9 protein-coding genes and 1 other annotated feature are annotated in these 8,743 nt (G+C 55.3%); of the genes, 2 read left to right on the forward strand and 7 right to left on the reverse strand.

What is annotated here, in order from left to right:
* The first annotated feature begins 87 nt into the window (after positions 1-87).
* Complete coding sequence (gene yaaA / locus HMPREF9538_RS18980) at positions 88-861, forward strand: peroxide stress protein YaaA (RefSeq protein ID WP_002887869.1); 774 nt, start codon at positions 88-90, stop codon at positions 859-861.
* 68 nt (positions 862-929) lie between these two features.
* Here the strand turns inward: yaaA and HMPREF9538_RS18975 are convergent, their stop codons facing one another.
* From HMPREF9538_RS18975 to yjjY, 7 genes are all read right to left on the reverse strand, one after another.
* Positions 930-1,307, reverse strand: a complete 378-nt coding sequence (locus tag HMPREF9538_RS18975) for a hypothetical protein (RefSeq protein ID WP_002887866.1) — start codon at positions 1,305-1,307, stop codon at positions 930-932.
* Positions 1,308-1,621: 314 nt separating this feature from the next.
* The gene (thrC, locus tag HMPREF9538_RS18970; protein WP_002887863.1) at positions 1,622-2,902 is read right to left on the reverse strand and encodes a threonine synthase; all 1,281 of its coding nucleotides are present in this window, start codon (positions 2,900-2,902) and stop codon (positions 1,622-1,624) included.
* Positions 2,903-2,905: 3 nt separating this feature from the next.
* Complete coding sequence (thrB, locus tag HMPREF9538_RS18965; protein WP_002887853.1) at positions 2,906-3,835, reverse strand: homoserine kinase; 930 nt, start codon at positions 3,833-3,835, stop codon at positions 2,906-2,908.
* Between the two features lies 1 nt (position 3,836).
* On the reverse strand, positions 3,837-6,299 hold the full coding sequence (gene thrA, locus HMPREF9538_RS18960) for a bifunctional aspartate kinase/homoserine dehydrogenase I (RefSeq protein WP_002887848.1): 2,463 nt from the start codon (positions 6,297-6,299) through the stop codon (positions 3,837-3,839).
* A gap of 25 nt (positions 6,300-6,324) precedes the next feature.
* Positions 6,325-6,442 (reverse strand) — a sequence feature (Thr leader region).
* Complete coding sequence (gene thrL, locus HMPREF9538_RS29545; protein WP_004222578.1) at positions 6,381-6,449, reverse strand: thr operon leader peptide; 69 nt, start codon at positions 6,447-6,449, stop codon at positions 6,381-6,383. Its footprint overlaps the feature before it by 62 nt.
* Before the next feature lie 211 nt (positions 6,450-6,660).
* On the reverse strand, positions 6,661-7,347 hold the full coding sequence (locus tag HMPREF9538_RS18955) for a tRNA/rRNA methyltransferase (RefSeq protein WP_004182880.1): 687 nt from the start codon (positions 7,345-7,347) through the stop codon (positions 6,661-6,663).
* 396 nt (positions 7,348-7,743) lie between these two features.
* Positions 7,744-7,884, reverse strand: a complete 141-nt coding sequence (gene yjjY, locus HMPREF9538_RS31465) for a protein YjjY (protein ID WP_004146984.1) — start codon at positions 7,882-7,884, stop codon at positions 7,744-7,746.
* A gap of 95 nt (positions 7,885-7,979) precedes the next feature.
* Between yjjY and arcA the strand changes: the two genes are divergently transcribed.
* Positions 7,980-8,696, forward strand: a complete 717-nt coding sequence (arcA, locus tag HMPREF9538_RS18950) for a two-component system response regulator ArcA (protein WP_002887843.1) — start codon at positions 7,980-7,982, stop codon at positions 8,694-8,696.
* Positions 8,697-8,743: the final 47 nt, after the last annotated feature.

Here is an 8,743-nt window from a genome sequence, read left to right on the forward strand (position 1 = left end):
GCGCGAATAGCGCGGCAATTGCAGCTATCGATCCCACCATGCACTTTTTTTGTTAAAATTCGTCGAAATTACCTGCAAGGACTGGATATGCTGATTCTGATTTCACCTGCTAAAACGCTCGATTATCAAAGCCCGCTGGCAACGACTCGCTATACCCAGCCCGAACTCCTCGAGTATTCTCAGCAGCTTATCGGCATCGCCCGTAAGCTGAGCGCACCGCAAATCGGCAAGCTGATGAGCATTAGTGACAAGCTGGCGGATCTAAACGCCACCCGCTTCCACGACTGGCACCCTGACTTTACGCCGCAAAATGCCCGCCAGGCGATCCTCGCCTTTAAAGGCGATGTCTACACTGGCCTGCAGGCAGAGACACTCACCGAGGACGACTTTGACTTCGCCCAGCAGCATCTGCGCATGCTCTCCGGGCTGTATGGCGTGCTGCGCCCGTTAGACCTGATGCAGCCCTACCGCCTGGAGATGGGGATCCGTCTGGAAAATCCGCGCGGCAAAGATCTGTACCAGTTCTGGGGGGATACCATTACCGAGAAGCTGAATCAGGCGCTGCGCGACCAGGGCGACGATATCGTCATCAACCTGGCTTCCGATGAATATTTTAAATCGGTGAAAACGCCAAAATTGCAGGGTCAGCTGATCAAGCCGGTATTCCTCGATGAGAAGAACGGCAAATTCAAAGTGATCAGTTTTTATGCGAAGAAAGCCCGCGGCCTGATGAGTCGCTACATTATTGAAAACCGCTTAACCCAGCCGGAGCAGCTCAAAGCTTTTAATAGCGAAGGCTATTTCTTTGATGCGGATGCCTCAGAGAAAGGCGAACTGGTGTTTAAACGCCACGAGCAGTAACACGTTACGGTAATAAAAAAGGGGAGTCATTCCCCTTTTTTATATAATTAAGCAGATTATTACTTATTTTAACGCACCCAGTTTTCCACCACGCCTTTTTCATCGAAGAAAATCATCAGCGAGTTCGAATCTTTTTGGCTGGACTTATCGACCGCATCGGCAGCTTGCGATGCCCCGGTTACCGGGATCATGGAACCCGCGAGGCTGACCAGGTTGATCCCTTTATCTACTGAATAATACCAGCTCTCTTTACCCGACGCCGTCACCGTCGTATGACCAGAATCCGGGGCACCAAAATACTGACGAACCTCGGCCTTGGTGGTTTTTCCGACAATGAGATGTTGTTTCAGATAGGCTGGCGTTAATTTATCTTCATTACCGCCAATCGTTGTCCCGGAGCAGCCTGTTAAAGCGAACACCACCAAAAAAAGAGATAAAATACGCATGTTTCCTCCTTGAAAACCTTGTGCATTAACAATGCATCTATAACAAATGATATCTATAGCTGCTTCATAATAAAATCAGCAGCATAAATATAAGCAGCATGAAATAATAAATAAAAAAGATAATCCAGTGGAATTATCCGGCAAAGAGGACAATCCGTAAAAGAGTTTGCAATAAAAGCAGTGCGCTGACAATAAAATAGTGTGGGGAATTTTATGGAGAGAAATTTTACTGATATGGAAAAGTGCGTTAAATATAAAAACCGGGCAATAGCTGCCCGGTTTGGTCGATCATGTTGCCGATATTATTGCCTGGCTTAGCCCATCATCAGCTTACGCAGCGCGGCGAAATCCGCCGGCAGGTTGTGAGACAGCAGCGGCAGGTCGGCGCGGTCGGCCAGCTCCTTCGGCAGCGGCAGAGTCTCCTGCAGGATCTCCTCCACGCTCTCTTTGAACTTCGCCGGATGGGCGGTGCCGAGGAACAGGCCGTACTCTCCCGGCTGCAGCTGATCGCGCAGCGCGCGCCAGGCAATCGCCGCATGCGGTTCAGAGATGTAGCCGATGGCCTTCAGCTCGCGCATCGCTGCTTTGGTGGTCTCATCATCGACCGCGGCATAGCCCAGCTCGCTGAGACGCCAGATTTTACGGCGGAACAGCTCTTCAACGCGCGGCCAGTTGTTCGGCTGGCTGACGTCCATGGCGTTGGACAGCGTCGCCTGGGTGGCTTTTGGCGCCCACTCGCCGCCCTGCAGATAGCGCGGAACGGTGTCGTTGGCGTTGGTGGCGGCGATAAAGCGCTTGATCGGCAGCCCCAGCGACTTGGCCAGCAGACCGGCGGTCAGATCGCCGAAGTTGCCGCTCGGCACGGAAATCACCAGCTGATTGCGGGCTTCCTGCGGCAGCTGCGCCGCCGCTTCGAAGTAGTAACAGATCTGCGCCAGCAGGCGGCTGATGTTGATGGAGTTAGCCGAGTTGAGACCCAGCGTCGCCTTCAGCTCTTCATCGTCAAACGCCTGCTTCACCAGCGCCTGGCAGGCATCAAAGTCGCCATCAATCGCCACGGTTTCAATATTGCCGCCGAGGGTACAGAACAGCTTCTCCTGCAGCGGACTGATCTTGCCGCGCGGATAGAGGATCACTACCTTGACGTTCGGCAGGCCGTAGAAAGCATGCGCCACCGCCGCCCCGGTGTCGCCAGAGGTCGCGGTGAGGATGGTGACCGGCTTATCGCCTGCGATGTGGGTCAGCATCTGCGCCATAAAGCGGCCGCCGAAATCCTTGAACGCCAGCGTAGGGCCATGGAACAGCTCCAGACAGCCGACATCTTCCTGAACCTTGCTTACCGGCGCCGGAAACGCAAACGCCGCGCGCACCCGCTGCTGCAGGACATCCTGCGGGATCTCATCGCCGATAAAGGCGGATAAAATTTTGGCGCTACGGGTGACAAAGTCCTGCGCCAGCATGTCGTCGATTTCAGTCAGGCTGAATTCCGGCAGATCGTGCGGAAAGAACAGGCCCTGATGCTTGCCAAGTCCCTGGGTGACGGCCTGCGCAAAGCTGACCTGCTCGTTATGATCTTTTAAGTTATACAGTTTCATTGGTTATCCCACTACGCGTGCGCCCGCCGTGTCCAGCCGGCAAATATGAACAAAGCCTTCCTGATTCTGCAGATAGTGCGCGCCAAGCCAGTCGGCGACGCGCTGTGCGGTATCCGGTTTATCACACAACGCGAACAGCGTTGGGCCAGAGCCGGAGATGCCGCAAGCCTGGGCGCCCATCTCCATGGCCGCCTGACGCGCTTCGCTAAAGCCCGGCAGCAGTTTGGTTCGGTACGGTTCGGCAATCACATCTTTCATCAATTTTGCCGCCAGCTGCGGCTGGCGGGTGTAGCAGGCGTGAATAAAGCCCGCGAGGTGGCGACCATGGGCGATACAATCCTGGCGGCGATACTGCGCCGGCAGAATCGCCCGCGCTTCAGCAGTAGAGACTTTAATCCCCGGATAGGCCAGCACCCACAGCCACTCATCAAACCCGGGCACCTGCTGACTGATAATCCCATTCTCTTCGATCATCAACTGCATGCCGCCAAGATAGCACGGCGCCACGTTGTCGTAGTGAATGCTGCCGGAGATACGCCCTTCCATCTCTCCCATCAGCGCCAGCATGCGCGTCTCGTTCAGCGGCTTGCCGCAGAACTCGTTCATGGCCACCAGCGCAGCGACCACCGAGCAGGCGCTGGAACCCAGCCCGGAGCCAATCGGCATGTTTTTTTCCAGCGTCATCGCCACCGGCACCGTCTTGCCGATCTCCCGGCAAAAGCTTTCCCAGCACTGGTAAACAATGTTCTCCTGCGGCGCCGTCGGCAGTTTGCTGGCGAAGCGTCCAAGATTCTGCAGGCTAAATTGCTCCGCCGCTTCGACAGTGACGTTGTCGCCAAGCAGCGTGCCATCGACCGGCGTGACCGCCGCGCCCAACACATCAAACCCGACGCTCATATTGGCACTGGAAGCCGGGGCATATACTTTGACCATCTTAAACTCCTAACTTCCAGGACAGGGTGCGCAGCAGGTCGGCGAATACGCCGGCCGCCGTGACGTCGTTCCCGGCGCCATAGCCGCGCAGCACCAGCGGCAATGGCTGATAATAATGGCTATAAAAAGCCAGCGCGTTCTCACCATTCTTAACTTTGAACAGCGGATCGTTGCCGTCAACCGCGGCTATTTTTACCCGGCAGGTACCATCCTCTTCGATGTTACCGACGTAGCGCAAGACTTTACCTTCATCGCGCGCCTTAGCAACCCGCGAGGCAAAACCATCGTCCAGCGACGGCAGGCGGGCCATAAAGGTCTCGACATCGCCGCTGGCGTCGAAGTCCGGCGGCAGCGCCGACTCGACGATAATGTCCGCCAGCTCCAGTTCACGCCCGGTCTCGCGGGCCAGAATCAGCAGTTTACGCGCCACATCCACCCCGGATAAATCGTCGCGCGGATCCGGCTCGGTATACCCCATCTCACGGGCCATCGCCGTCGCCGCGGAGAAACTCACCCCCTCGTCCAGCTTGCCGAAGATAAACGACAGGGAGCCGGACAGGATCCCGGAGAAATGGCGCAGCTCATCGCCGGCGTTGAGCAGGTTCTGCAGGTTCTCAATCACCGGCAGGCCCGCGCCAACGTTAGTGTCATAGAGGAACTTACGCCGCGAGCTGCTGGCCGCATGGCGCAGCTGGTGATAGTAATCCAGCGAAGAGGTATTGGCCTTTTTGTTCGGCGTCACCACATGGAAACCTTCGCGCAGGAAGTCGGCATACTGATCGGCGACCGCCTGGCTGGAGGTACAGTCGACGATCACCGGATTGAGCAGGTGGTACTCTTTCACCAGGCGGATCAGGCGGCCAAGATTAAACGGCTCTTTCGCCTCCGCCAGTTCCGCACTCCAGTTTTCCAGATTCAGGCCATGCACGCTGGTCAGCAGCGCCTGAGAATTGGCTACACCGCAGACGCGCAGATCGATATGTTTGTTCTTCAGCCACCCCTGCTGGCGCTTGATCTGCTCTAGCAGCGCGCCGCCGACGCCGCCGACGCCGATGACAAACACTTCAATCACCTGGTCGGTGTTGAACAGCATCTGATGGGTCACGCGCACGCCGGTGGTGGCGTCGTCATTGCTGACCACTACCGAAATTGAGCGCTCGGAAGAGCCCTGGGCAATCGCCACGATATTGATATTGGCGCGGGCCAGTGCCGCAAAGAATTTCGCCGAGATACCGCGCAGGGTACGCATTCCGTCGCCCACCACGGAGATGATCGCCAGACGCTCCATAATCGCCAGCGGCTCCAGCAGCCCCTCTTTCAGCTCCAGATAAAACTCATCTTCCATCGCCCGTTTGGCACGTGCGCAGTCGCTCTGCGGCACGCAGAAACTGATGCTGTACTCCGAAGAAGATTGAGTGATCAACACCACCGAGATGCCGGCGCGGGACATGGTGGCGAAGACGCGGGCCGCCATGCCGACCATCCCTTTCATCCCCGGCCCGGAGACGTTGAACATCGCCATGTTGTTGAGGTTAGAGATGCCTTTCACCGGCAAATCGTCCTCGTCGCGGCTGGCGCCGATAAGCGTTCCCGGCGCCTGTGGGTTGCCGGTATTTTTAATCAGGCATGGGATTTGGAACTGGGCGATAGGGGCGATGGTGCGCGGGTGCAGCACTTTCGCGCCAAAGTAGGAGAGCTCCATCGCCTCCTGATAAGACATCGATTTCAGCAGGCGCGCATCCGGCACCTGACGCGGATCGCAGGTGTACACTCCGTCGACATCGGTCCAGATTTCGCAGCAGTCAGCGCGCAGGCAGGCGGCCAGTACCGCAGCCGAGTAGTCGGAGCCGTTACGTCCCAGCACCACCAGCTCGCCTTTCTCATTGCCGGCGGTAAACCCGGCCATCAGGATCATATGGTCTGCCGGGATCTGGCTGGCGGCAATGCGGCGGGTGGATTCGGCGATATCGACGGTGGATTCCAGATAGTGACCCACGGCGAGCAGTTTTTCGACCGGGTTAATGACACTGACTTTATGTCCACGGGCTTCCAGCAGACCCGCCATGATGGCGATGGAGAGCTTTTCGCCGCGGCAGATCAGCGCGGCATTGACGCTGTCCGGGCACTGACCCAGCAGGCTGATGCCGTGCAGAACATGCTTAATCTGAGCAAATTCCTGCTCCACGAAGGCTTTTAACTGGGCAAGCGGGAAAGCGGGCTGGGCGTCGGCAAGGCCCTGAAGAAGTTCGGCAAAAATGCGTTCGGCGTCGGCAATATTGGGGAGGGCATCCTGGCCGCCAATGGTCTTTTCAATCATCGCTACCAGGTGGTTAGTGATCTTCGCCGGGGCAGACAGGACCGTCGCTACCTGCCCCTGCCTGGCATTACTCTCCAGAATATCGGCAACCCGCAGAAACCGTTCCGCATTTGCCACTGATGTACCGCCGAACTTCAACACTCGCATGGTTCTTACCCCTTGATCTCTTGTCAAAAAAAAAGCCCGCACTGTTCAGGTGCGGGCTTTTTTCTGTGTTTCCTGTACGCGTCAGCCCGCACCGTTACCTGTGGTAATGGTGGTGGTGATAATGGTGGTAATCATGCCGATGCGATTCATGGATGTTGTGTACTCTGTATTTTTATCTGTCTGTATGTCCTGCCTATATTGGTTAAAGTATCTGCCGTCTTAAGTCAATGAATTTCTCAATTTGCCCCATTTCAGCAGGCTTACGTATTTTCCCGCTGCCGTGAGAAAAAACATCCAGATCGGCGGAAAACCAGCCCACAGAACAGCATACACATCCATAAATAAAAAATATGACAGAGTTTTATTCTGGCAGGTTTTTTTCAATATCATGCAGCAAACGATGCAACATTGCCGTGTCGCGCTGCTGCAGCAGGCCCAGCCGTTGCGACAACCAGTCGGCCAGTTTGGCATCATCCTCCACGCCCAAACGCGAAAGTAACGCCAGGGTACGAGTACGTAAGGCCTGCAGCTGATGATGGTCTGCCGCAGCGGCGGCGGGCGCCGTTTGTTGCATTAGCGATGCTAATTGATAACAGTAGACCATCACCGACTGGCCGAGATTCAGCGACGGATAATCCGCAGCCATCGGCACACCGGTCAACACATCAGCCAGCGCCAGCTCCTCATTGCTCAACCCGGAGTCTTCACGGCCAAAAACCAGCGCCGCGTGCGTCATCCACTGCGCCTTCTCCTCCAGCAGCGGCAACAGCTGCTGCGGCGTGGCGTAATAGTGAAAACGCGCGCGGCTGCGGGCGGTGGTGGCGACGGTAAAATCAACGTCATGCAGCGCCTCGGCAAGGGTGGGATAGGTGGTGATACCATCGAGGATGTCGCCTGAGCCATGCGCCACCCAGCGTGCCGGAGGCGCCAGGTGGGCTTCGCTATCGACGATCCGTAGTTCGCGAAATCCCATGGTTTTCATCGCCCTGGCGGCAGCGCCGACGTTCTCGGCCCGGGCAGGACCGACTAAAATAATCGTTAAACGCATTGCGGTTTCTTTCTCTCTCTCAGGCGTTATCGAGGCGCAGCGCGCCCCATTTTACGCGGTGAAAAATTACAAATTTGCAACAAAAATCACTAAAATTGCGTTTTCTTACCCATAAAAAAATCTAAACTGTTCTCAGGAGGCCGTGACAAGGAGTATGTTAACAGAACCCATTTATCCATATGATGGGCAATGCAATTTCATCTGATGCATCGTTTCAGGCTTTGGATTCACTGTATTTATTAATTTATCCACGCAACTAGTTGAGCCGGGTAAAGATTGTGACTATAAAGAGCATGGCGATGCAATGATTTCACAAGACTGTTAACGTGCTACAATTGAACTTGATATATGTCAACGAAGCGTAGTTTTATTGGGTGTTCGGCCTCTCTTAGCCTGTTATGTTGCTGTTAAAATGGTTAGGATGTCAGCCGTTTTTGACACCGTCGGGTCCAGAGGGAAAGTACCCACGACCAAGCTAATGATGTTGTTGACGTTGATGGAAAGTGCATCAAGAACGCAATTACGTACTTTAGTCATGTTACGCCGCGCATGTTAATTTGCGACATGCAGCAGGCAGGTCAGGGACTTTGGTACTTCCTGTTTCGATTTAGTTGGCAATTTAGGTAGCAAACATGCAGACCCCGCACATTCTTATCGTTGAAGACGAGTTGGTAACACGCAACACGTTAAAAAGTATTTTCGAAGCAGAAGGTTACGATGTATTCGAAGCGACCGATGGCGCGGAAATGCATCAGATCCTGTCTGAAAATGATATCAACCTGGTGATCATGGATATCAACCTGCCGGGTAAAAATGGTCTTCTGCTGGCGCGCGAGCTGCGCGAGCAGGCTGACGTCGCGCTGATGTTCTTAACCGGCCGCGACAACGAAGTGGATAAGATCCTTGGCCTCGAAATCGGCGCTGACGACTATATCACTAAACCGTTTAACCCGCGTGAACTGACTATCCGCGCGCGCAACCTGCTCTCCCGTACCATGAACCTCGGTACCGTGAGCGAAGAGCGTCGCAGCGTGGAAAGCTACAAGTTCAACGGCTGGGAACTCGATATCAACAGCCGTTCCCTGGTTAGCCCGAACGGCGAACAGTACAAGCTGCCGCGCAGTGAATTCCGCGCGATGCTGCACTTCTGCGAAAACCCGGGCAAAATTCAGTCTCGTGCCGAGCTGCTGAAAAAAATGACCGGTCGCGAGCTGAAGCCGCATGACCGTACCGTTGACGTGACCATTCGTCGGATTCGTAAACACTTCGAATCCACTCCGGATACCCCGGAAATCATCGCTACCATTCACGGTGAAGGCTACCGTTTCTGTGGCGATCTGCAGGAATAATACGATTTATTCCGCAGCCATGATGCGAAAACGGCGCCCCAGGGGCG

The sequence above is a fragment of the Klebsiella sp. MS 92-3 genome (assembly GCF_000195655.1).
GTDB classification, from domain to species: Bacteria; Pseudomonadota; Gammaproteobacteria; order Enterobacterales; family Enterobacteriaceae; genus Klebsiella; species Klebsiella pneumoniae.